21 protein-coding genes are annotated in these 22,093 nt (G+C 62.8%); 11 read left to right on the forward strand and 10 right to left on the reverse strand.

Going from position 1 to position 22,093, the window contains the following annotated elements; genetic code table 11:
• The first annotated feature begins 2 nt into the window (after positions 1–2).
• The 4 genes from B5G16_RS07715 (at position 3) to B5G16_RS07730 (ending at position 3,181) form a co-directional block, all read left to right on the forward strand.
• On the forward strand, positions 3–785 hold the full coding sequence (locus B5G16_RS07715; protein WP_087262936.1) for a TIGR02757 family protein: 783 nt from the start codon (positions 3–5) through the stop codon (positions 783–785).
• 73 nt (positions 786–858) lie between these two features.
• Positions 859–1,515, forward strand: coding sequence for a tRNA1(Val) (adenine(37)-N6)-methyltransferase (locus tag B5G16_RS07720; RefSeq protein ID WP_087263014.1), 657 nt, complete (start codon positions 859–861; stop codon positions 1,513–1,515).
• A 52-nt stretch (positions 1,516–1,567) separates the two neighbouring features.
• Positions 1,568–2,461, forward strand: a complete 894-nt coding sequence (locus tag B5G16_RS07725; RefSeq protein ID WP_087262938.1) for a DUF4831 family protein — start codon at positions 1,568–1,570, stop codon at positions 2,459–2,461.
• Positions 2,462–2,488: 27 nt separating this feature from the next.
• On the forward strand, positions 2,489–3,181 hold the full coding sequence (locus B5G16_RS07730; protein WP_087262940.1) for a DNA alkylation repair protein: 693 nt from the start codon (positions 2,489–2,491) through the stop codon (positions 3,179–3,181).
• 168 nt (positions 3,182–3,349) lie between these two features.
• Here the strand turns inward: B5G16_RS07730 and radA are convergent, their stop codons facing one another.
• The 7 genes from radA to B5G16_RS07765 are packed head-to-tail and all read right to left on the reverse strand — an operon-like array spanning position 3,350 to position 9,976.
• Positions 3,350–4,720 carry a DNA repair protein RadA gene (radA, locus tag B5G16_RS07735; RefSeq protein ID WP_087262943.1) on the reverse strand — a complete coding sequence of 457 codons (1,371 nt, stop codon included), beginning with the start codon at positions 4,718–4,720 and terminating at the stop codon, positions 3,350–3,352.
• Positions 4,721–4,727: 7 nt separating this feature from the next.
• Positions 4,728–5,345, reverse strand: a complete 618-nt coding sequence (locus tag B5G16_RS07740; protein WP_239406029.1) for a hypothetical protein — start codon at positions 5,343–5,345, stop codon at positions 4,728–4,730.
• Positions 5,342–5,977, reverse strand: a complete 636-nt coding sequence (locus B5G16_RS07745; RefSeq protein WP_087262946.1) for a lactate utilization protein — start codon at positions 5,975–5,977, stop codon at positions 5,342–5,344. Before B5G16_RS07745 ends, B5G16_RS07740 begins: the two co-directional genes overlap by 4 nt.
• Positions 5,964–6,536, reverse strand: coding sequence for a sugar O-acetyltransferase (locus B5G16_RS07750; protein WP_087262949.1), 573 nt, complete (start codon positions 6,534–6,536; stop codon positions 5,964–5,966). The genes B5G16_RS07745 and B5G16_RS07750 overlap by 14 nt, the downstream gene beginning before the upstream one ends.
• A gap of 9 nt (positions 6,537–6,545) precedes the next feature.
• Positions 6,546–7,874 carry an RIP metalloprotease RseP gene (gene rseP / locus B5G16_RS07755; protein WP_087262952.1) on the reverse strand — a complete coding sequence of 443 codons (1,329 nt, stop codon included), beginning with the start codon at positions 7,872–7,874 and terminating at the stop codon, positions 6,546–6,548.
• A gap of 46 nt (positions 7,875–7,920) precedes the next feature.
• Positions 7,921–9,099 (reverse strand): 1-deoxy-D-xylulose-5-phosphate reductoisomerase, encoded by a 1,179-nt coding sequence (locus tag B5G16_RS07760; protein WP_087262955.1) that lies wholly within the window; start codon positions 9,097–9,099, stop codon positions 7,921–7,923.
• Positions 9,100–9,106: 7 nt separating this feature from the next.
• On the reverse strand, positions 9,107–9,976 hold the full coding sequence (locus B5G16_RS07765) for a murein hydrolase activator EnvC family protein (RefSeq protein WP_087262956.1): 870 nt from the start codon (positions 9,974–9,976) through the stop codon (positions 9,107–9,109).
• Between the two features lie 250 nt (positions 9,977–10,226).
• Here B5G16_RS07765 and B5G16_RS07770 point away from each other — a divergent pair, with 250 nt between their 5' ends.
• Complete coding sequence (locus tag B5G16_RS07770; protein ID WP_204228066.1) at positions 10,227–11,138, forward strand: nucleotidyltransferase family protein; 912 nt, start codon at positions 10,227–10,229, stop codon at positions 11,136–11,138.
• A gap of 128 nt (positions 11,139–11,266) precedes the next feature.
• Here B5G16_RS07770 and B5G16_RS07775 read toward each other — a convergent pair whose 3' ends face one another.
• Genes B5G16_RS07775 through B5G16_RS07785 form a run of 3 tightly spaced genes read right to left on the reverse strand, consistent with a single transcriptional unit; the run spans position 11,267 to position 14,947 of the window.
• Positions 11,267–11,656 carry a hypothetical protein gene (locus B5G16_RS07775; RefSeq protein WP_087262958.1) on the reverse strand — a complete coding sequence of 130 codons (390 nt, stop codon included), beginning with the start codon at positions 11,654–11,656 and terminating at the stop codon, positions 11,267–11,269.
• A 12-nt stretch (positions 11,657–11,668) separates the two neighbouring features.
• Positions 11,669–14,140, reverse strand: coding sequence for a GumC family protein (locus B5G16_RS07780; RefSeq protein WP_087262960.1), 2,472 nt, complete (start codon positions 14,138–14,140; stop codon positions 11,669–11,671).
• 12 nt (positions 14,141–14,152) lie between these two features.
• Positions 14,153–14,947 carry a polysaccharide biosynthesis/export family protein gene (locus B5G16_RS07785; RefSeq protein WP_087263020.1) on the reverse strand — a complete coding sequence of 265 codons (795 nt, stop codon included), beginning with the start codon at positions 14,945–14,947 and terminating at the stop codon, positions 14,153–14,155.
• Positions 14,948–15,121: 174 nt separating this feature from the next.
• Between B5G16_RS07785 and pgmB the strand changes: the two genes are divergently transcribed.
• The 6 genes from pgmB (at position 15,122) to B5G16_RS07815 (ending at position 22,093) form a co-directional block, all read left to right on the forward strand.
• Complete coding sequence (gene pgmB / locus B5G16_RS07790; RefSeq protein WP_087263022.1) at positions 15,122–15,778, forward strand: beta-phosphoglucomutase; 657 nt, start codon at positions 15,122–15,124, stop codon at positions 15,776–15,778.
• A complete protein-coding gene (locus B5G16_RS07795; protein WP_087262962.1) occupies positions 15,760–18,066 on the forward strand; it encodes a family 65 glycosyl hydrolase domain-containing protein in 2,307 nt (768 codons plus the stop codon). Before pgmB ends, B5G16_RS07795 begins: the two co-directional genes overlap by 19 nt.
• A gap of 16 nt (positions 18,067–18,082) precedes the next feature.
• Positions 18,083–19,366, forward strand: coding sequence for an alpha-amylase family glycosyl hydrolase (locus B5G16_RS07800; protein ID WP_087262964.1), 1,284 nt, complete (start codon positions 18,083–18,085; stop codon positions 19,364–19,366).
• Positions 19,367–19,502: 136 nt separating this feature from the next.
• On the forward strand, positions 19,503–20,309 hold the full coding sequence (locus tag B5G16_RS07805) for a hypothetical protein (RefSeq protein WP_087262966.1): 807 nt from the start codon (positions 19,503–19,505) through the stop codon (positions 20,307–20,309).
• Between the two features lie 203 nt (positions 20,310–20,512).
• Positions 20,513–21,433 (forward strand): TPM domain-containing protein, encoded by a 921-nt coding sequence (locus B5G16_RS07810; protein ID WP_087262969.1) that lies wholly within the window; start codon positions 20,513–20,515, stop codon positions 21,431–21,433.
• Between the two features lie 84 nt (positions 21,434–21,517).
• The gene (locus B5G16_RS07815; protein ID WP_087262972.1) at positions 21,518–22,093 is read left to right on the forward strand and encodes a LemA family protein; all 576 of its coding nucleotides are present in this window, start codon (positions 21,518–21,520) and stop codon (positions 22,091–22,093) included.

Consider the following 22,093-nt stretch of genomic DNA (forward strand, 5'->3'; position numbering starts at 1 on the left):
TTATGGAGCAACCCGAACTGCACGCGCTTCTCGAACGCCTTTACGACCGTTACAACCGTCCGGAGTTCATCCCGGAGGATCCGATCTCGGTGCCGCACCGCTATGCGGAGCGTGCCGACCGGGAGATTGCGGGCTTTTTTTCGGCGACGATCGCCTGGGGAAACCGCAAGTCGATCGTGCGCAACGGCCACCGGATGATGCGCCTGATGGACGATGCCCCGGCGGATTTCGTGCGCCACGCCTCGGATCGGGAGCTGGCGCAGCTGGACACCTATGCCCACCGCACGTTCAACGGCGGCGACCTGCGGGATTTCGTGCTGGCGCTGCGGCGCCTGGATGCGCGCTTCGGCGGGATCGGGGCCTTTTTCGAGACGCGCTATGCGGAGCTGCATGACCTGCGTCCCGTGTTGGCGGAGTTCCGGCGGGAGTTCTTCGCCGCGGAGCATGCCCCGCGCTGCGAGAAACACCTCTCGGCGATCGAACGCGGCGCGGCCTGCAAACGGCTCTGCATGTACCTGCGCTGGATGGTGCGGTGCGACGACCGGGGCGTGGACTTCGGCGAGTGGCGGGGGATCCCGATGTCGGCGCTCTACCTGCCGCTGGACCTTCATGTCGGGGCGATGGGTCGTGCCCTGGGACTGCTGACGCGGCGGCAGAACGACTGGCGGGCCGTCGAGGAGATCACCGCGGCGCTCCGCACCTTCGACCCGGCGGATCCCGTGCGCTACGACTTTTCGCTCTTCGGCGCAGGGGTGGACGGTTATCTGAATGCCTGTGAAGCGTAACGAATCACATATCGAACGCATCGACGGAGCTTTCCGCTTCAAGCGTTTCACGGTCCGTCAGGATCGCTGCCCGATGAAGGTCGGGACCGACGGCGTGCTGCTCGGGGCGTGGACCGGACTGCGCTCCTCGGAGCGGCGGATGCTCGACATCGGCACCGGGACGGGGCTGATCGCGCTGATGCTGGCGCAACGGGCTCCGGAGGCCGAGGTGACGGGCATCGACATCGACGACGTGTCGCAGGCGCGCGAGAACGGCGAGGCATCGCCGTGGGGTTCCCGCCTGCACTTCGTGCAGACTCCGGTGCAGCGGTTCGCACCCGCGGAGCGCTTCGACCGGATCGTCTCGAATCCGCCGTTCTACGACGCCACGCTGCCGAGTCCCGATGCAGGGCGCACGACGGCGCGGCACACCGTAGCGCTGCCCTTTTCCGAGTTGTGCGATGCGGTGTTGCGGCTGCTGGCTCCGGGCGGGCGGTTCTCCGTGGTGCTTCCGCAGAGCGAGGTGGGTCGGTTCCTGCTGGCGGCGGGCGGGCGTCTGACGACGCTCCGCCGCACGGATGTCCGCACGACGCCGCGGCGTCCGGCGAAACGGACCCTGCTGGAACTGGCGCGGACGGAGGAGGCCGACGGCGCCCCGATGGTCGACGAACTGGTGATCGGCACGGGCGAACACGAAGACTACACGCCCGAATACCGGGCACTGACCCGTGATTTTTACCTGAAATTTTGACGGCACGCGAAAAAAAGCTACTTTTGTCGGACGGCATTAAAACTTTCAGACCATGAAATTCAGACTTTTGTCGCTGGCGCTGTTTCTGACGGGCGCCGTGATGGCCCAGAATCCCTACATCGCGCTCCAAGGCGCGGACGCCACTTCGGAGGGGATCCGCATTTCGCAGCCGCGGACGATTCTGGCCGTGGATGTTACGGTGGCGTGCGACCGGGTTCTTGCAGGCCCCTATGCGCGTTATGCGCAGAAGTTCCTCGGCGTGCGGGCGTCGCTGGCCGACAAGACGACGTGGAGCATCACCGGGGCGCAGATCGCCCTGCTCGATGCCGAGACCAGCCTGCGGGCATCGGCACCGGCACCGGCGACGCTCCGTTCCCGGAGTTATGCCGTCTCGGAGGAGGATTTCGCGCGACTGCAACCCGACAAACTGGACATGGCGGTTCTGCCGCTGGAAGATGCCGCACGGGCTGCTGCCGAGCGGATCTTCTCGCTGCGCCGCCACCGGCTGGAACTCATCACGGGCGAAGCGGGCGAGCATGTCTTCGGCGAGGGCCTGAACGCCGCGCTTGCGGAGATCGACCGCCAGGAGCAGAGCTGCCTGGAACTCTTCCTCGGCAAGCAGGTCGTCTCGACCGAGACACGCCGCTACGTGGTCTATCCGCAATCGGACAAGAAACAGTATATCGTGTGCCGGTTCAGCCCGGCCGCGGGACTTCTTCCCGAGAACGACCTTTCGGGCGACATCGTGCTGCTGCAAATCGAACCTTCGGGAGCCCTTCCGGCCAGCGAACTCGAAGCCGGGCCGAAGGAGCGGGAGGTGGTGAAGTGCCGTGTGGCCGATCCTTCGACCTGTACGGTCGTGGCCGGCGGACGCGAATATGCGCGTTCGGTGCTTCCGGTCTTCGAATTCGGCCGGACGATCAACGTGGCCCTGCCCCGCAAATAGTACCACCCGCCGAGCCTCCTTTCGAAGATGGATTTCACCTCGCGCATGACGACCCTGCTCGGGGCCTTCCGTCGGGAGCGGAACGGCGCCGTGGCCGATTCCATGCGCTTCTACGGCCGCCCTTACGGACTGAACTACGGCGTGAGCCTTCCGACGCTCCGGCATCTGGCCCGCGCCGGGGCGACGGACCACGATTTCGCCCGCTACCTCTACCTTCAGGATGTCCGGGAGCTGCGCCTGGCGGCGTTCCATATCGCCGATCCGGCACGCCTGACGCCCGATGAGTTCTCCTTCTGGGGCGACGGGATGCTGAATTCCGAGATGGCCGAGGAGGGTGCCTTTGCCCTGTGGAGCCGGGCGGCATCCCTTCCGGCGTTGTTCGACGCCTGGCTGGCCCCCGCTGCGGGCTGGCTTCGGGCCTATGCGGCGCTGATGGCCGCAGCCCGCGCCGCGGAACCCGCGGAGACCTGGATCCCGCAGATCATCGGGACGGTCCGTCGGATGGCCGAGGAAAACCGGCCCGAAAGCCGGCTGGTGGCCCGGGGCGCCGTAGCGGCCCTCGTGGCAATCGGATCGCGGAGCGAATCCCTGCGGCAGGAGGTTCTCCGGGCTGTGGGTTCGCTGGGGACGCTTCCTGCCGAGACGCTGGTCCGCGAGGAGTTGGAGTGGCAGCTGCCTCCTGCCGATGACGCACCCTTGTCCGCTGACGGTGCCCGCTGATGGCATCCGCGCACGACGCGCGTTGACGCCGCTCCGGACCGGTTCCCGCAAATACGTATGACACAAACGGATCCCGACGCCTTTTCCGTTTCGGAATGCGCCGGGATCCGTTGTTTTCTGTTCCTTTCCGCTCTCCGGGACCTCTGTCGTTCTCTCCGGGCCCTCCCGCTACTCGACGAAGAGGGCCTTCGGGAGCTGGTCGATGCTGTTGATCGTTACGACTTCGATGCCCTTCGGCCGCTTGAACCCCTTCGGGAGATAGCCCGACACGACGATGCGGCGGAATCCCAGCCGGGCGGCCTCGCTGATGCGCTGCTCGGTGCGGGGTGCGGGGCGCACCTCGCCCGAGAGTCCGATCTCCCCGGCGCAGCAGACGCCGTCGGCCACGGGACGGTCGTAGTAGGAGGAGATCACGGCGGCCACGACCGCGAGATCCAACCCCGGATCGGCGACCTTGAATCCTCCGGCGAAGTTCAGAAAGACGTCCTTCTGGAACATCTTCATGCCGACCCGTTTTTCGAGCACGGCGAGGAGCATGTTCATGCGGCGGGCGTCGTATCCGGTCGACGAGCGCTGGGGGGTTCCGTAGGCGGCGCCGCAGACGAGCGCCTGCACCTCGATCAGATAGGGTCTCACGCCGTCGGCCGAAGCTCCCACGGCGATTCCCGACAGCGGCTCCTCGTAATGGGTCAGCAGGATCTCCGAGGGGTTGTCCACGCCGCGCAGGCCGCCTTCGAGCATCTCGAAGACGCCGATCTCGAACGTGGCGCCGAAGCGGTTCTTGATGCCGCGCAGGATGCGGTAGACGTTGTTGCTGTCGCCCTCGAATTGCAGGACGACGTCGACGATGTGTTCGAGGATCTTGGGACCGGCGATGGCTCCGTCCTTGGTGATGTGGCCGATGATGAAGATCGACGTGCCGGTGGTCTTGGCGTATTTGAGCAGCGTGGCGGCGCACTCGCGGATCTGCGAGACGCTGCCGGCCGACGAATCCAGCAACTCGGTGTAGATGGTCTGTATGGAGTCGATCACCACCAGGTCGGGCTGTTGTTCGGCGATCTGGGCGACGATGTTCTCCAACAGCGTTTCGGGGTAGATCAGGCACTCGTCGTTGCCGATTCCGATGCGTGCGGCGCGCATCTTGATCTGCTCGGCGGACTCCTCGCCCGAGACGTAGAGGGTTTTCAGTCCGTTTGCCGCGAGGGCGATCTGCAACGAGAGGGTCGATTTTCCGATTCCGGGCTCGCCGCCGAGCAGGATCAGCGATCCGGGGACCATGCCGCCGCCCAGCACGCGGTTGACCTCGGCATTTCCGAGGTCGATGCGTCGATGTTCGCTTTCGCGGATGTCGCGCACGCGCTGGGGCCGCGACGTCGGGAGGGGCCCGGCGACATTCGCCGTCACGGGACCGCTTTCGCGGGCGATGATCTCCTCGGTGAAGGTGTTCCATTCACCGCACGAGGGGCATTTCCCGAGCCATTTCGGGGCTTCGAATCCGCAGTTTTTGCAGAAGTAGGCTTTCTTGACTTTGGCGGACATTTCGGGGTCAGTTTGCGGGTGTCGAGGTGTATTCGCGGCGGACGACCTTCGTGAGGTCGCTCTCGGGATAGCGTTTCTGGAACTCCTTGGTGAGGTCGACCGTCAGGAGGACCCTGCGCACGCCGTCCGTGTCGGTGTAGGAGGAGAGTGCGGCGGTGTAGTCGAGTTCCAGGAAGAGAAACCGGATCTCCGTGGCTCCGGGCTCCTTGAAGAAGGCGCCCGGCACGGTCCCGGCCTCCGCGGCGGTGTCGACCGTGAGCGGCCCTCGGTTGTAGCGCGTGAAGTCGAGCGCATAGCTCCCGCCGGCCTGTACGGGCGCCTCGGCCAGCACTTCGGCCTGAATCTGCGCCACCAGCGGATCGACCGGCTCCTCCGTTCCGTCCGTTGTGCCGGAATCCACCGTGCCGTCCGTACTTCCGGAATCGTCCGTGCCGTCCGTCCCCTCCGATCCGGAGTCTTCGCCGGTCGAGGGCTCTTCGGGCTCTTCGGGCTCCGGAAGCGTCACTTCGGCCTCGATGCGCACGACGGGGTAGGCGATCGAGTAGAAGACCTCCGAATCGTCGCCGCACCCGCCCGCAGCGAGCAGGGCGGCGGTCAAAAACAGATATGCGATGAGTCTTTTCATAATCCCAGATCCTGATCAATCAATACGACGAGAATGCGGCCCGCAGGGTGGCACCGCAGCATCTCCATGCGGGTGTTGCAGATGCGGTCGGGGGCGTTGCAGTCCATGCAGACGCCGGTTTTGGCGCAGGGGGTTCGGAATCCCGGATGGCGGGCGATGTTCTGCGGTGCGGCGATGCGACGGATGCGCTCTTCGGCTTCGTCGCGAGAGGCGACGATCTTGTTGCGCCCGGCGACAAGGACGACCTTCCGGGGCCCGAACGCCACCGGGGCGATGCGGTTTCCGACCATGTCGAGCCAGTGGAGCGTACCCTCGGCGGTGATGGCGTTCACGCCCGTGATGAAGAGGTCGGACATGAGGGCCTGACGCCGGATTTCGAGCCGTTCGGGACGCGGCATCGAGGCGTCGAACCCGTCGAGCAGCGTCCAATCGCCGTTCGTGCGGAGCCACTCGATGATGCCCGTTTCGCGCATCGACATCGAGTCTCCGAACGAGACGAGCTTCGGGGCTTCGGTCTCGACGACGGCCCGGATCTTCGCGAAGGCCTCCTGCGGGGTCGCGACGACGGCGGTTTCGAAGTGGTGTCGGCGCAGCGCTTCGGCGCAGGCGTGGAGTTTTTCAGCGTTTGTCATGATGGTTGTCGAGTTTTCGTTTGACGACGGCGGGGTTCCCGGCGGCAAGCGAGTCGTCGGGGATGTCGCGCGTGACGACGCTCCCGGCAGCGATGATGCAGCGGTTGCCGATCGTCACTCCGGGGCAGACGATCACGCCGCCTCCCAACCAGCAGTCGTCGCCGATGCGGATCGCTTTTCCGGTTTCGATCGGCTTGCGGCGTTCGAGGTAGTCGATCGGGTGGTGGGGCGTGTAGAGCTGGCAGTTGGGTCCGATGAGCGTGTGGTCGCCGATCGTGATGCCCCCGCCGTCGAGGAACGTGCAGTTGAAGTTGATGACGACCCCTTCGCCGACGGTGGTCCGGAATCCGAAGTCGCAGTGGAACGGCGTGATCAGGTAGCTCGAATCGGGAAATCCGGGGATCAGTTCGCGCAGGGCGGCACGATAGCCCTGCGTGTCGCGGTAGCGGGCCGCATTGAGTCTTTCGAGTCGTTCATGGGCCTGGAAATTGAGTTCCAGCGCCTCGGGGTCGCTGTAATCGTAGAGCTCGCCCCGCATCATCTTTTCCACCTCGGTCATGGCCGTATGTTATTTGATGAAGAATCGGTAGATGTCGTTTCCGTTGGCGTAGAGCAGCAGCATGAGGATGATGACCAACCCGACGTACTGGGCGGCTTCGAGGACCTTGTCGCTGACCTTCCGGCGGGTGATCATCTCCCAGAAGGTGAAGATGGCGTGCCCGCCGTCGAGCCCCGGGATGGGGATGATGTTCATCACGGCGAGGATGATCGAGAGGAAGGCGGTCTTCATCCAGAAGTCCTGCCAGTCCCACGTCGAGGGGAAGATGCTTCCGATGGCGAGGAATCCGCCGAGCTCCTCATACATTTTGGTTTTGGGCTGCACGATCATCTTCAACTGCTCCCAGTAGGATGCGATGACCTCTCCGGCCTTGTGGATTCCGGCGGGGATGGCCTGCCAGAGGGTGTACTCCCGGGTGCGGAGGGGGTAGGTCGCGCGGATGACGCCGAGCGCACCCTCCTCCGAGACGGGAAGGTCGAACGACAGCCGCTCGCCGCCGCGCAGAACCGCGAGCGTCACGGTGTCGCCGGCGTGCAGTTCGAGATAGGCCCGGTAGTCGCGGAACTCCATGTTCTCGTAGCTGTCTTCCGTGCGGCGGCTCGACATGCCGACGATCTCGTCGCCCTTGTGGAGGGCTGCGGCGGTCGGAGCCACGACGCTGTCGATGACGAAGGGCTGGCGCGGGACGAGCAGCCCCTCGTATCCCTTCGACTGCCGCATGGCGATCAGCCGGTCGAGCGGGAGGATGAGTTCGACTTGTTCGCCGTTGCGGTCGACGACGACCGTGCGGTCCGCATCGGTGATGATCATGGCGTTGAGGATGTCGAGGAAGTTGTCGATCGGCTCGCCGTCGACGGTCACGATGCGGTCTCCGTCCTGGAATCCGAGGCTGTGCCCGGCCTCGTTGAAGTTGTATCCCCAGCGGACATCCTCGTTCGAGAGGTAGGTGTCGCCCCAGGTGTAGCAGATTCCGATGTAGATGGCCACGGCGAGCAGGACGTTCATCACCACGCCGGCGATCATGACCAGAAAACGCTGCCACGCGGGTTTGGCGCGGAACTCCCACGGCTGTACGGCCTGACTCTGGTATCCCTTGTCCATCGACTCGTCGATCATGCCGGCGATCTTGCAGTATCCGCCCAGGGGGAGCCATCCCATGCCGTATTCGGTCTCACCGCGGCGGAACTTGAAGAGCGAGAATCCGATGTCGAAGAAGATGTAGAATTTCTCGACGCGGATGCGGAAGATGCGGGCCATGATGAAGTGGCCGAATTCGTGAATCCCGACGAGGATGGTGAAGCAGAGGAAGAACTGGATGATTTTGACGAGTATGTCCATATTTGTTTCGGTGTTGTGCGTTTCGTATGCGTTTCGGGCCCCGGAGCTATCTTGCCGGGATGCCCTCCGGTTGTCCGACATTCAGGAATTCGGCGGCCAGCGCGCGGGCTTCGGCATCGGCTGCGGCGTAGTCGTCGAGCGAGGGCCGCGCGACGAACGAGGCGCGTTGCTGGGCGTGCTCGATCGTGCGTACGATGTCGAGCCATGCGCATTTCCGGTCGAGGAAGGCCGCGACGGCCACTTCGTTGGCGGCATTCATCGTGCAGGCGGCCGTGCCTCCGCGGCGGAGACACTCGTAGGCGATGCCCAGTGCGGGGTATTTCCCGCCGTCGACCTCGGCGAACGAGAGCTGGGGGTGTTCCAGAAAGCTGAACCGCTCACCGGGACGCCGGGCGCGGTCGGGATACATCAGCGCGAAACTGATCGGCATGCGCATGTCGGGGGATCCTAACTGGGCCTTGATGGCGCCGTCCTCGAACTCGACCATCGAGTGGACGATCGACTGGGGGTGCATCACGACGGCGATGCGGTCGGCCGGGGTTCCGAATAACCAGTGGGCCTCGATGACCTCGAACCCCTTGTTGACGAGCGTCGAGGAGTCGATCGTGATCTTTGCGCCCATGTGCCATTGGGGATGGCGGAGGGCCTGCTCCACGGTCACGCGGGCGAGCTCCTCGCGCGGGAGGTCGCGGAAGGCGCCGCCGCTGCACGTGATGATGAGCCGCCGCACCGGGGCGCGTTCGCCGAGCAGACACTGGAAGATGGCCGAATGCTCCGAGTCGATCGGGATCACCGGGGCGCGGCGTTCGCGGGCCAGGGGCATGACGCAGGCTCCGGCGACGACCAGCGACTCCTTGTTCGCCAGGGCGAGTTTCTTGCCGGCGCCGACGGTTGCCACCGTGGGTGCGAGCCCGGCATATCCGACCAGCGCATTGACCACGACGTCGGAGTCCCCTCCGGCGGCGACCTGCGCCACGGCCTCCTCGCCGGCATAGACCTTCGTGTCGGTCCCGGCGAGTGCCTGGCGCAGGTGCTCGTAACACGTTTTGTCGGCGATCACGACCGTATCGGCGTCGAATTCCCGGGCCTGCCGGGCGAGTTGTTCCCAGTTGCGGTGAGCGGTGAGGATGCGGACCTCGAAGCGGTCGGGATTCTCGCGCGCGATGTCGAGCGTCTGCACGCCGATCGAGCCGGTGGATCCCAGTATGGCGAGACGTTGTTTCATGGTCGTATCAGAAGACGATGTACTCCTCCGGGTCGACGGGTTTTCCGTTGTTCCAGAGTTCGAATTCGAAGAGTTTGACCTCTCCGTTTTCGGCTTCGGCGTTGTATCCGATGAGTTCTCCGGACCGGATGGTCTGCCCGATGGCGACGAGCGACTGGGAGAGGTTCTTGTAGATCGAGATCAGGTTGCGGGCGTGCTGGATGACGATCGTGCATCCGTTGTCGGGCGACCAGCTGCTCTGGACGACGGTTCCGTTGTCGACGGCGGCGATGCGGTCGGCGGCCGCCGCGGCGATCTTCACGCCGAAGCATCCCTTTTTGAGGTCGAAGCGGTCGGTGATGATTCCTTCGACGGGCGCCGTGAGCTCGATGGCCTCGCGGAGCCGGCGCCGGGATCCGGCACTCTGTCCCGAGAGGGCATAGGGGCCGTCGCCCTCCATCTGTGCGCGGAGCAGGGAGTCCTCGGGCGAGGGCATGACGAGGACCTTCGCCCCGCGGGTCGAGTCCGTGGGCCCGAGGACGCGGGCGACGGGCGTGCGGCCCTCCATGATCAGGGCGATGTTCTCGTTGTAGGTCATCATGTCGTTCATGACACGCTGCATGGAGTCCAGACGGATGATGTTCTGAATGAGGCTTTCGCGCGAGCGGTCGGCTTCGGTGCGGTATCCGGGGAGGAATTCCAGCACGGGGGTGTAGGCGACCAGCGAGAGCGTGATGATGAAGAGCACGAGCAGGAATGCGACCGTTCCGGCGAGGATGCTTGCCGGCGAGAGGTGTACGTGCCACTCTTCGGAGAGGTCGGTGGCGTTGAGCATGTTGAATCTACGCTTGCGGAAGAATCCGTGCCACCGGTCGTGTATGTATTTCAACCACTTCATGGTCTGTCGTTTTGTTGTGGAGACCGATTCCGGTCCCGGGTTTTCAGGGAGCCGGCTCCGGGGATGGCCCCGGCCGGGGATTTATCCTTGCAAAGATAGCACAAGCGCATCGGACTGCCAAATTTATTTGCCGGTTGCGGGGGCCGAAAAGAGCCGGGGATGCGAAAACGGGGAAAAACTTTGCGATTCGGGCATAAATTGTTATCTTTGTATGAATTTGAAACCTAAACGTCAAAACAACGATAAAATTATGGTAAAACCCACATTGCTGGTGCTCGCAGCGGGCATGGGATCCCGTTACGGGTCGCTCAAACAGATGGACGGCGTAGGTCCGAACAACGAAGCGATCATCGACTATTCGGTTTACGACGCCATCCGGGCCGGTTTCGGCAAGGTCGTGTTCGTGATCCGGCACTCGTTCGAAAAGGAGTTCCGGGAGTTGTTTTCGGCAGACCGCTTCGGCGGACGCATCGCCGTGGACATTGTTTTCCAGGAGCTGGATTATCTTCCCGACGGGCTTGCGGTCCCCGAGGGCCGCGTGAAGCCCTGGGGTACGAACCATGCGGTGATGATGGCTGCGGATGCGATCCACGAGCCGTTTGCCGTGATCAACGCCGATGACTTCTACGGTGCGGAGGCCTACAAGACGATCGGGGAGTACCTGATGCAGCTCGGGGATTCGACGAACCGCTACTGCATGGTAGCCTACGATCTGAACAAGACGCTTTCGGAGAACGGAACGGTATCGCGCGGCGTGTGCGGCGTGGACGGCGAGGGGAACCTGTCGTCGATGGTCGAGCGCACGCAGATCGAGCGGATGCCGGACGGACGGATCGTCTTCCACGACGGCGGAGCCGATGAGGAGCTGGCCGAGGATACGCCGGTATCGATGAATCTGTTCGGCTTCACGCCGGATTATTTTGCCCATTCGCAGGCTTATTTCAAGACGTGGTACGAAGCGAACAGCGGCAACATCAAGTCGGAGTTCTACATTCCGACGATGGTGAACAAGTTGATCGGCGACGGAACGTCGTCGTTGCGGGTGCTGCGTTCGGCCGCACAGTGGCACGGTGTGACCTACAAGGAGGACAAACCTGCGCTGATGGCCGCCATCGAGCGGATGATCGCCGACGGGAAGTATCCGCGCGATCTGTGGAAATAGCCGGGTCGGCCGCGGGCCGGATCGGAAAAAGGAAGCGGGGCCTCAAAAAGAGGTCCCGCTTTTTTCTTACACCTTTTCTTTTATTCTTCTTTTCCCACCCTCACTTCTCCATTCTCCACCCCCCCCCGTCAGTCGAGGAATCCTTCGCGGACGAGCTGCTCCCGGATGCGGACCCAATCGGCGACGGGGCGCTTCTCGCCGTCGATAAAACGCAGGGGACACCCGAGGTTGCAGTCGTCGATGTAGAGATCCGCATGGATCTTCGGCGACGAGGTCCATCGTTTTTGTCCGGGATTTTCATTGACGGCGTAGAGCGGAATTCCGTTGGTCCGGAACCACTCCACGGCCTGATCGAGCAGTTTTCCGTGACGCATCGAATAGAGAATGATCCGGCACCCGTTCCCGACGAGCTCTTTGAGCACGGGCACGGCGCCAGCATCCTCTCCGATCTCCGGATAGGCGTGGGTTACGACCGTACCGTCGAAATCGACGGCTATGACGGCATCTCGGATTGCCATAATGCGAAGTGTTTAATGTTTTTCTTTCCTGCGGGTAAGCGAAAGGATGAAGTTCCGGATTCTCCTGCGGTAACTCTCTTCGTGGTACTCCTCGTCGCCGTATCCATACCCGTATCCGTAGCCATATCCGTATCCATACCCGTATCCGTATCCATATCCGTACCCGTGTCGGCGTATTCTGGCGCCGTTGAGCACGATGCACATGTTGTGGAGTTTGCGTTCCTGATAGAGACGTTCGATGTCGGGCAGCTGCCTGCGGTCGAGGACTCCGTCGCGGATGACGTAGATACAGAGATCCGCCAGCCGGTCCGAAATGACGGCATCGGCCACCGACATGGAGGGAGTGCTGTCGAGGAAAACGTAGTCGTAAGTCTCCCGGAGTTTGGCGATGAGCTTGTCGAGTTTTTCGGAGAGGAGCATTTCCGTGGGGTTGGGCGGCTGCACGCCGGCGTAGATCATGTCGAAGTTTTCGTGGAAGTTGGTCTTGGCGATCAGTTCTCGGAAATCGGCGATGCTTCCGGAGAGGTATCCGGTGATTCCTTTCTTGTCCTTTCCGTGTCCCATGAGTGTGGAGAGGGCATGCCGACGCAGGTCGAGGTCGATGAGCAGGACCCGTTTTCCGGCCATGGCGAGGGTCATGGCGAGGTTCATGGCGATGAAGGTTTTTCCGGCATGGGGGTTCGACGAGGTGAAGAGCAGGGTCTTCATCTCCTTCTCTGCGGAGACGCTCATGAAGGACATGTTGGAACGCAGGATACGGAAGGCCTCCGAGAGGGCGTCGCGACCGGTTTCTCGGACGGCGATTCCGTCCTGGCTGGCGCCTTCGTGGTAGGGGATGTCGCCGAGGAAGGGAGCCGAGAGGTAGTTTTCGATGTCGCGGCGGCCGTGGATCGTGGTGTCGAGCATTCCGATCAGGAAGAAGAGCCCGAAGGGGATGGCCACGCCGACGATCAGGGCGATTCCGAGGATTAAGGTCGGTTGGGGCGATACGGGCACGGGGCTGCCGTCCGCGACGTCGATGGTCCGTGAGTTGCTTTCGGCGATGGCGTAGTTGAGTTGTGTCTCCTCCTGTTTGTTGAGCAGGTAGAGGAAGAGTTCCTCCTTGATTTTCTGCTGGCGGGTGATTCCGAGGATGATCTTCTCCTGGGAGGGCATCGTCGAGATGCGGCGGTTCGCGCTCTCCTCTTCGTTTCGCATGGCGTTTCGCTGGATTTCGAGCGTTGCGATGTGCGAGTCGAGGGATGCGATGATGGCCCGGCGGATGGATGCCAGCAGGTTGTCGAGGTTCCGGATGACGGGGTTGTTCGGGGAGCTGTTATCGAGGAGTTTCTCGCGTTGGAGGATGGTGGCGTTGTACTCGTCGATCTGGGCGGTCACGGCTCCGTTGCTGATGGCGGCCATGGCGGGGATCAGTTCTCCGGATTTCGCCGGATCGGCGAGGTAGCCCCGGACGAATTCGGCGATGTTGATCTGGTTGTCGAGCGAGAGTCCCTCGGCTTTGTACTGGGAGCTTTCGGTCAGGCTCCGGGTTGCTTCCGAAGAGATGTCGACCATGCGGTTGTCCTTTTTGAGGTTTTCGATGTCGCGGTCGACCTCTCCGAGTTCGCGTCCGATGACTTCGAGACGGCTCTTGATGAATTCGGCGGTCGATACCGAGACGCGGCGCTTGTCGTTGATGGCGTCCTGTTCATAGACCTCGATCAGCGTATTGAGGACATCCTCCGCGCGTTTGGGTATTGCGTTGTTCATCGAGAGCGTGACTACGGAGGCCTGCTGGTTGGTCACTTCGCACTTGACGGCGCCGCGGTACATGTTGGCGATGGTTTTGAGGTCGCCCTTGCTGACCCGGATCGGGGTTTCCCGATAGGAGGGCTCCATGTAGAGCGTTTTGCGGACGATGATCTGTCCGATGGGGGAGGCGACCGTGTCGCCGAACCGTGCGGAGACCCTGTCTTCGCTTTCCTGTTTGGAGATGAACGGGTCGTGGAAATTCGAGAGCCGGATGTTCTGATCGTCGACGGGCGTCACTTCGAGCGAGAGCGTCAGGTTGTCGTTGTCGTTGACGAATACCACCTCGACGGGCGACTGTCCGTAGAGGTCGCGGTCCTGGAACCGGCCGTCGACCGTGTAGTTGACGGTCAGGTTGAGTCTTCGGACGACTTCGGTCATGAGTTTCCGGGATTGCAGGATGAAGAGTTCGTTGTCGATGCTCTTGCGGCTCTGGTATCCGCTCAAATCGCTGAATGCGGAGAGTTCGACATCGCCGCCCTTTCTGGAATCCTTGATGAGGATCGTGGCGCTGCGGGTGTATATTTTTGGGGTTTTCGCCAGATAGTAGTAGGCGGCGCCGACGCAGACGAGGATCGATAGGATGAACCAGTACCAGTTTGCGATGACCATGCGTATGATGTCGTGCAGGTCGATCGCCGGGGTCTGATCGTGGATTTTGTCGCGGGTCTGCGTATTGAATTGTATTTCGGCCATGGCGGGGTGCGGTTATTTCGTGAGGGTAATGATGAGCGTGGCGAGTGAGATCGCCGTACCTACGAGCGAGAGGTAGAAGGATCGGTTCTGGCTGATTTCTCCGGCCTGTGCCTTGTACTTGTTGGGTTTGACGTATACGACGTCGTTCTGTTGGAGGTAGAAGGCCGGGGAGTTGAAGATCTCCTTCGAGGTGAGGTCGAGGATTTCGAAGGTTCTCACGCCGTTGGTTTCGCGGGCCACGACGACTTCGTTGCGGACGCCGTAGACGGTCATGTCGCCGGCCAGGGCGAGAGCGTCGAAGATGGAGATCTTGTCCCGGTCGATTTCGAACACACCGGGTCTTGTGACCTCGCCGATGACGGAGATCTTCATGTCGGCGAAGCGGACGTTGACCGAGGGGTCGTTGATGTATCCTCCGTCGATGATCTTGCGGGCGATTCGGTCCGCGAGTTCGGTCCGGGTAAGGCCCTCGCAGTCGATGACGCCGATGACGGGCATGGCAATCCGACCGTTTTCATCGACGGTGTATATTTGGAGCGATTCTTTTCCGGATGTTGTAGAAGGTGTTCCGGAGAGTGAGCTGAACGACGACGAGGTGTTGAACGGTACGGCGAGTTCGGGGTCCTGACTGTTGACGACGATCGTCAGCCGGTCGAGGGGTTTTATGCGGATCTGTCCGTTCTGTGCGATCTGTTCGGGGGTCTGTGGGGTTATGTCCTGCAAATACCAGATGCGTTTCTGCGGAGCGCAGGAGGTCAGCGGCAGGCCCAGGAGGAGAATTCCGATCAGGCAAAGGAGTCGATTCATCATGGAAAAACGAGCATTTGTCATTATGGGGCAAAGGTATGAAAAAAATCCGGTATTTCAGCCTTTTTCGGGCGTGCTATTTTCCCGTCCGGAGGAGTGTCTGGAGGGTGCGAAGCCCGGAATGTTGTCTGAATTCGGGAAAAAATCGTATATTTGGTGACTCAAAATAAAAAAATGGTAGATTGTTGCATATTCGATCTGGACGGAGTGCTGGTCGATACGGCCCGTTTCCATTACGAAGCCTGGGCGGCAATAGCCCGGGAATTGGGCTTTGCGTTCACTGCGGCGCAGGGTGAGGCGACGAAGGGTGTGAGCCGGATGGCGTCGTTGGAGATCGTGCTGCGGGCCGGGGGGCTCGAAAACCGCTTCACTTCGGCCGAAAAGGAACAGTTGGCGGCCCGCAAGAATGCGCTCTATTTGCAGAAGGTGTCGGGGATGACGCCGGCGGACGTGCTTCCGGGCGTCCGTTCGTTTCTGGAAGATGTGGGGCGCCACGGCGTCAGCCGGGTGCTGGGCTCGGCGTCGAAGAATGCGGGGGTGATCCTGGATTGCTGCGACCTTCGGCGGATGTTCGAGGCGGTGGTCGACGGCACGACGGTCACGCGTGCGAAACCCGACCCGGAGGTCTTCCTGCAAGGTGCGGCGCGGGCCGGCGCCGCCGCATCGTCGTGCGTGGTCTTCGAGGACGCGGCGGCGGGGATCGAGGCCGCGACGCGGGCCGGGATGCGTTCGGTGGGCGTTGGCGGCAGCCCGGCGCTATCGGGCGCGACGATGCAGCTGCGGAGTTTCGAGAATTTCAGCTTTGACATGTTATGCAGACAAATAGACTGAACCTGACGATCGATGCGTGGAAGATCGTCGAACGGGATTTCGATCCCGCGCGGGTATTGAGTTCGGAGTCTCTCTTTGCGCTGGGCAACGGCGTGATGGGCGGGCGTGCGAACTTCGAGGAGCCCTATTCGGGCGCGACGTTGCAGGGGAACTACCTCGGCGGGGTCTATTACCCGGACAAGACGCGCGTGGGGTGGTGGAAGAACGGCTACCCGGAGTACTTTGCGAAGGTGCTGAACGCGGCGTTCTGGATCGGCGTGGAGGTGCAGGTGGACGGCGAGCCTCTGGACCTGGCCCGGGTCGAGGTCCTGGACTTTTACCGGGAGCTGGACATGCGGCGGTCGGTGCTGACGCGCCGCATGCGGGTCCGGATGCGCAACGGCGCCGAGGTTGCCGTGGAGGCGGTGCGTTTTCTGCCGCTGTCGCGGCGCGAGGCGGGCGTGGTCCGGTATGCGGTCACGCCGCTGAACCGCGCCGTGGAGGTGAGCCTGACGCCGTTCATCGACGCCGACGTGCGCAATGCGGACGCGAACTACGACGAGAAGTTCTGGGAACCGGTGCTCACGGAGGATGACGTCACGCAGAGCCGGACGCGGAAGAGCGGTTTCGAGGCGGCGTGGGCGCAGTCCGTGACGCTGGATTTCGGCGCGGAACACCTCACGACGGCGGATTTCGCCTGCGAGACGCGCCCGGAGCAGGTTCGCCACCGCGTGACGCGGCGCTGCGAGCCGGAGCAAACGGTGACGCTGACCAAATATGCGGGAATCTGCTCGTCGCTGAACCACGCGCCGGAGGAGCTGGCCGCGGCGGCGCGTTCCGTGGCTGCGGAGGCCCGGCGTGCGGGCTTCGCGACGCTGCTCCGCGAGCAGGAGGCGGCGTGGGCGGCGCGCTGGCACGGCTGCGACATCACGATCGGGGGCGATGCTGCGGCGCAGCAGGGAATCCGGTTCTGCATCTTCATGCTGCTGCAAACCTATACGGGCGTGGATACGCGCCTGAACATCGGCCCGAAGGGCTTCACGGGGGAGAAGTACGGCGGCGTGACCTACTGGGACACGGAGGCCTACTGCCTGCCGTTCTACCTGGCGACGGCCGGAGCGGCCGTGGCGCGCGAGTTGCTGCTCTACCGTTACAACCAGCTGGACAAGGCGATCGAGAACGCCGCGAAGCTGGGCTTCGGGGGCGGCGCTGCGCTCTACCCGATGGTGACGATCAACGGCGAGGAGTGCCACAATGAATGGGAGATCACTTTCGAGGAGATCCATCGCAACGGAGCCATTGCCTATGCCATCTACAATTACATCCGCTATACGGGCGACGAGGGCTATCTGGCCGAAGCGGGCCTGGAAGTCCTGTTGTCGATCGCGCGCTTCTGGGCGCAGCGGATCACGTGGTCGGAGGCGCGGCAGCGCTACGTGATGCTGGGCGTCACGGGCCCGAACGAATACGAGAACAACGTCAACAACAACTGGTACACCTCCTATATTGCGTGCTGGTCGATGCGCTATGCGGCGCAGGCTGCGGCGTGGGTTCGGGAGCACCGCCCGGAGGATTACGCGCGGATCTGCGCCCGGCGGAAGTTCGACGAGGCGTCGGAGACGGAGCAGTGGCAGCGGATCGTGGAGGGGATGTACCTGGGCGAGGACCGGGAGCTGGGTATCTTCCTGCAACAGGACGGCTATCTGGACAAGGAGCAGCGGCTGGCCTCGGATCTGGATCCGTCGGAGCGTCCGTTGAACCAGAAGTGGTCGTGGGACCGGATCCTGCGGTCGTGCTTCATCAAGCAGGCGGACGTCCTGCAAGGACTCTACTTCTTCGGGGATGATTTCGACCGGGAGACCGTGTGCCGGAACTTCGACTTCTACGAGCCGCGCACGGTGCACGAATCGAGCCTCTCGCCGTGCGTGCATGCGATCCTTGCGGCGCGTCTGGGCAAGATGGAGAAGGCCTACGAGCTCTACCTGCGGACGTCGCGCCTGGATCTGGACGACTACAACCGCGAGGTGGCCGAGGGATGCCACGTGACGTCGATGGCCGGGACGTGGCTCTCGGTGGTGGAGGGCTTCGGCGGCATGCGGATGAGCGGCGGGGTGCTGACGTTCGACCCGCAGCTTCCGGCGGCGTGGGAGTCGCTGGGCTTCCGGGTCAACTTCCGGGGCCGGGTGCTGACGGTGCGCGTGACGCGGGAGCGGGTCGAGGTGGAGAACGAAGGCCCGGGCATGGAGCTGCGGCTCTGCGGGGCGTTGCGGCGGTTGGAGACCGACGGACGATTGATTGTGGAACTTTGAAAACAGAAAGGGAACGATGTTGCATCCCGAATGGAGTTATCAGGCCGTTATTTATGAGATGAACGTGCGCCAGCTGACGCCGGAGGGGACCCTGCGGGCTGCGGCCGGCCGGCTGCCCTTCTTGAAGGAGCTGGGCATCGACGCGGTGTGGCTGATGCCGGTTTACCCGATCGGAGAGGAGTCGCGCAAGGGGACGCTGGGGTCCTACTATTCGATCCGGGATTACTGCGCGGTGAATCCCGAGATGGGGACGATGGCGGATTTCGACGCTTTCGTGTCGGAGGCCCACCGCCTGGGGATGAAGGTGCTGCTGGACTGGGTGGCGAATCACACGTCGCGCGATGCGCGGTGGATTGCGGAGTGCCCGTCGTCGTGGTACGAACGCGACGCGGCGGGGGCCCCGGCGGTTCCGTGGGACTGGACCGACACGGCGAAGCTCAACTACGGCGAGCGGGCCGTGTGGGCGGCGCAGGCCGATGCGATGGCCTTCTGGGTGCGGGAACACGGCGTGGACGGCTTCCGGTGCGACATGGCGATGCTGGTTCCGGTGGCGTTCTGGAACGAGACGGCCGCGCGGCTGCGGGCGTTGAAGCCGGACCTGTTCCTGCTTGCGGAGGCCGAGGAGCAGAACCTTTTCGAACAGGGGGCGTTCGATGCGTGCTATGCGTGGGAGATGCACCACCTGCTGAACGACGTGGCGCAGCAGCGATGCCGGGTGACGGCGCTGCGCGACTACCTCTATGCCGACCGGGCGCGCTATCCGGAGTGGGCGATGCGTCTGACGTTCACGTCGAACCACGACGAGAATTCGTGGAACGGCACGGATTTCACGCGCATGGGCGCGGCGCGCGAGGCGATGGCGCTCTTCACGTTCGTCGTGCCGCGCGGGCTGCCGCTGATCTACACGGGGCAGGAGGTGGGCTACGACCATTCGTTTTCGTTTTTCGACCGGGATCCGATTCCGGCGGAGCTTTACCGCGAGAACGACCATACGCGCTTTTACCGTCGGCTGACGGCCCTGCGGCATGCGAATCTGGCGCTGGCGTCGGGGGGTCGCGGCGGAGAGCTGTCGAAGATCCGCAACAACGCCGAGGACTGCCTGCTGATTCTGGTGCGTGAAGTGGCGGAGAACTGCGTGGTGGCGGTGATGAACCTGTCGCCGTATGCGATCCATGCGGAGTACTATACGGGAATCCATGCGGGGATGTACACGGATGCCATGACGGGCGCTCCGTACGAGCTCCGGGGCCGGGTCGAAGAGGAGATGGCGCCGTGGAGTTGCCGGATTCTGACGCGCTGACCGCAAAAATGGCGGAGAAAATGATCTTTTGAAACAAAAAAGTTTATAACTTTGTCACTACGGGCCGTTTTGTAGTCGTTCGGTTCCGGATCCGGCGGACAAAAACGACCATACGTTTAACCAAATACTCGGAAGCATGAAGAAAATTTGCCTTTTACTTGGATTGATGCTTGCCGTTGCAGGCACCCGGGCCCAGGAGCAGGCTCCGGAGCAGAACGATGAAGCGACGGCACAGCGTCTGGACTCGTTGCAGCAGGTCGTCAACCAGCTGACGTCGAATGTGGAGACGCTCGAAAAGGATAATCTGAACCAGAAGATCTGGAAGGACCGTGCGAAGTATTTCAACATCGGTTACGTGAACCAGACGGTGACGGACAAGACCTTCGGCGGAGAGATCAAGAGCGATTTCGGCGTATCGTTGAGCAGCGGCAAGACCTACTACCTGCACAGGAAGCCGATCGTCGGGATGATCAAGTTCGGACTGGACTGGACGTGGCTGGACATCAACTATGCGAAGTCGACGCTGGAATTTGCGGACGGCGATGCGGGCGAGGTCTCCACGTCGGGCATGCACCAGGCGGAGATCGGCATGCAGTTCGGTCCTTCGGTGACGGTCAACCCGGTCCATCACCTGAAAGTAAGCGGCTATTTCCGCTTTGCGCCCTCCTATTCGGCCCTTTATGCGGACGAGACCTTCTATCACAACTACGTATCGATGTGGAATGCCGGTTTTGCCGTGGCGTGGAAGGTGATCTCGGTGGGTGTCGAGTGGCGCTGGGGTACGGCCAAATACGGTGGACTGACGTTTGACGAGGCGGCTTTCGACGAGAACTCCTATGGCGACGGCGATGTCACGGTGGACGACGTGATGGACAAGTTGTCGGCCGGGAAGAGCAAGTTCAAGACCAACTCGATGCGCGTCTATTTGAGTTTCCGCTTCTGACCGGAATCTGTTTGTGAGACATCGACGGCGGCCCGCAGGTTTGCGGGCCGTTTTTTTGCGGCGGGGCAGGGCGGAGCGGAACCGGCGGGCAAGGTTGCGGAGAAACCGGCAGCGGCGGGCGCTTTTTTTTGTCTCCGGAACGGATGCGTCTCCGGTCCGGGAGTTGCAGGGGGCGAATATTTCGTTATCTTTGCGGCAGCGATATGACAAACCGACGCATCATACCTGTTATAGGGGCGCTCCTGCTTGGCGTGGCGCTTGCCCTCCCGGCAACGGCCCGGACGTGGCGCCCGGAGGAGGTCCCGAACGTCCAGCTGCGGGATGCGCGGCGCTACGTCTCGAATCCCGACGGCATCCTGCCGAGGGAGACGGTCGTGCGCCTCGACTCGATCTGCGGGTCGCTGCGCGACCGGGGGCTGGCGCAGGTGGCCGTAGTGGCCGTGGACGATATTGCGGGCGGCGATCCCTTCTCGTTCGCGATCGAACTCTTCCGGCAGTGGGGCGTGGGCTCCGCGCGGAGCAACAACGGGTTGGGGATCCTGCTGGTGAAGGAACTGCGCGAGATCCGCTTCGTCACGGGCGGGGGTCTCGAAGGCATCCTTCCCGACGCCCTGTGCAAACGGATCCAGATGCAGCGCATGCTGCCCTTTTTCCGTGCGGGGGATTACGGCGCGGGAATGGTCGCCGGGGTCGAGGCTGCGGCCGCGGTGCTCGAAGGCGGCGAACCGGATTTGAGCGGGGACGGGACGGACGACCTTCCGTGGTGGGCGGCCCTTGCACTGGTCGGGAGCGTCTTTGTGGTCGTGCCGCTGCTGCTGTGGCTGGCCAACCGCTACGGGCGGCACCGCTGTCCGAACTGCGGGCGTCGTACCTTGAAACAGGTCTCGCAGCGGACGCTGGACATTACGCCGGAGTACCGGCTCGAAGAGTGCGAATACCTCTGCCCGCATTGCGGCAAACGCTTCCGGCGCCGGTTCCGCAGCTATCGGAACGACCGTTTCGGCGGCCGGGGCGGCGGCATGATCATCGGCGGGGGCGGTTTCGGCGGTCTGGGCGGCGGCTCGTTCGGGGGCGGCTTCGGCGGGGGTTCGTTCGGTGGCGGAGGTGCCGGCTCGCGCTGGTAAGCGGCGGTGAGCACCCGCCCGGGAGCGGCCCGCTCCGGAGACGGGATGCGGAAAAGGAAAAATGAATCAAAAACAGATAGAACGATGAAAAAGTGGATTTGGATCGGTGTTGTAGCCGTAGTTGCGCTTTTCTTTTATGTGAAATATAACGGATTCGTGAACAAGGAGGAGCGGGTTCGGAGCGCGTGGTCGAACGTGGAGACGCAGTACCAGCGCCGTGCGGACCTGATCCCGAATCTGGTGAGCACGGTCAAGGGCTATGCGGAGCATGAGTCGCAGACGCTCAACGAGGTGACCGAGGCGCGCACTCGGGCCACGTCGATCAACCTCTCGGCCGAGGATCTGACGCCGGAGCGGCTGGCCGAGTACCAGCAGGCGCAGGCCGGGGTCCGTTCGGCGCTGGGGCGCCTGATCGCCGTGGCGGAGAACTACCCCGACTTGAAGGCGAACCGGAACTTCCTCGAATTGCAGGCGCAGCTCGAAGGTACGGAGAACCGGATCACGGTGGCGCGTCAGGACTTCAACCGTGCGGCCGAGACCTATAACCGTGCAGTGCGCCGCTTCCCGGCGAATCTGGTGGCGGGGCTGTTCGGTTTCGAACGCAAGCCCTATTTCGAGGCATCGGAGGGCGCGGAGCGCGTTCCGCAGGTGCAGTTCTGA

Source organism: Alistipes sp. An66 (assembly GCF_002161445.1).
In the GTDB taxonomy this organism is placed as follows: domain Bacteria; phylum Bacteroidota; class Bacteroidia; order Bacteroidales; family Rikenellaceae; genus Alistipes; species Alistipes cottocaccae.